Origin of the sequence: Natronococcus sp., assembly GCF_047921035.1 — an archaeon.
Lineage (GTDB): Archaea > Halobacteriota > Halobacteria > Halobacteriales > Natrialbaceae > Natronococcus.
Window position 1 is genome coordinate 1 of record NZ_JBLRWX010000226.1, and the last position, 1,358, is coordinate 1,358.

General features: G+C 70.7%; 2 protein-coding genes. One reads left to right on the forward strand and one right to left on the reverse strand.

Going from position 1 to position 1,358, the window contains the following annotated elements; translation table 11 throughout:
• Window positions 1-551, forward strand: a 551-nt coding sequence (locus ACNA7R_RS20355) for a helix-turn-helix domain-containing protein (RefSeq protein ID WP_416285356.1), incomplete at its 5' end; no start/stop codon positions are given.
• Between the two features lie 4 nt (window positions 552-555).
• Here ACNA7R_RS20355 and ACNA7R_RS20360 read toward each other — a convergent pair.
• A partial coding sequence (locus ACNA7R_RS20360) for a M24 family metallopeptidase (protein WP_416285357.1) occupies window positions 556-1,358 on the reverse strand: 803 nt, incomplete at its 5' end.

The following is a 1,358-nucleotide window of genomic DNA, read 5'->3' on the forward strand; positions in this document are numbered from 1 at the left end:
GGAACGACGAACGGCTCGAGGCCGACGGGACGGGTACCGAGCGCCCCCCGACCGTCGAGGAGGTCGACCAGCGGATCGTCGACCTGCTCTCGTGGATCCTCGATACGGAAACGCGCGCGAAAATCTACGTCCACCTGCTGGCCAACCCCGGCAGCACCTCCGAGGAGGTCGCGAAGGGGACCGGGCTCTACCCGAGCACCGTCCGGGAGGCGCTGGCAGAGCTCCACGAGGAGGAGCGGGTCAGCCGGGAGAAACGCGAGAGCCAGGGGGCGGGGAACAACCCCTACGAGTACACCGCGATCCAGCCCAGCGAGCTGGTCGGCGGCGTCGTCGACCAGGTTCAACACGAACTCAACACCATCTTCACGCTCGATCGCGTCCTCGATCGACACGCCGAGGACACCCTCGAGGGAGACCTCGAGCCCGTTACGATCACCGTCGACGACACCGACGCGGCAGCGACCGACGGTCGGACGGATCCGATGGCCCTCGAGGACGACATGGACATCGACCCTACCGAGACGGACGACGACTCCGAGTCGGACCGATAGGACGCTACTCTTCGAGCCCGAGCACCGCCGGTCGCTCGAGGTCGAACTCCCGATCGACGGCCGTCGCGGTCAGGGTCGGCCACTCGCCGGTTTCGGTCAGCACGTCGATTTCGGTCCCGGTAACGAGCGCGGTGTCCTCGCTTTTCGCGCCCTGGACCGTCGGGTTCCATGCGTAGGCCATCGGCGACCGGACCGGCGCGTCGTGGTCGGGCGTCGCGATCCACTCGCGGCCGGCGAAACCGGCGGCCCCGCCCTGATGGTGGCGCTCCCATTCCCCGTCGTGACCGACCGCGGCGTAAGCCTCGCAGATCGAGTCAAAGACGTCGCCAGCCGTGCCGTCGTTCGTCGCCGCTTTCTGTGTCGCCGCCAGCGCCGTCGCCTCGACGCGGGCCGCGGCCCGGTGGCGCTCCGCGAGCCAGTCCGGCGGGTCGAAGGCGACGGCGCGGGTGCAACTGGCGTGTAGGCCGCCGCGTTCGGCCGTCACCGAGACCAGCGCGTAGTCGCCGAGTTCGGCCTCGGTGGGCGTGTAGTGACGATACCGCTGGGCGCGCTCGCTCCCGCCGGCGAGGGCGACGGGCGACTCGATCCCGCGAGCCGAGAGCCCGACCCGCAGCGCCGAGACGACCTCGCGCTCGGTGTCGTCGGGCTCGAGTTCCCGACAGACCGACTCGAGGACCGTCGCCGTCTCCCGGCCGAGCTCGCGGTAGCGCTCCCGGTCGCGCTCGGTCAGCGGCTGGCGGAGTTCGGTCGGGTCGACCCCCTCGAGTCCGGGGACGTCGATGTCGGCGGGCGCCGTCTCGTCCTCGG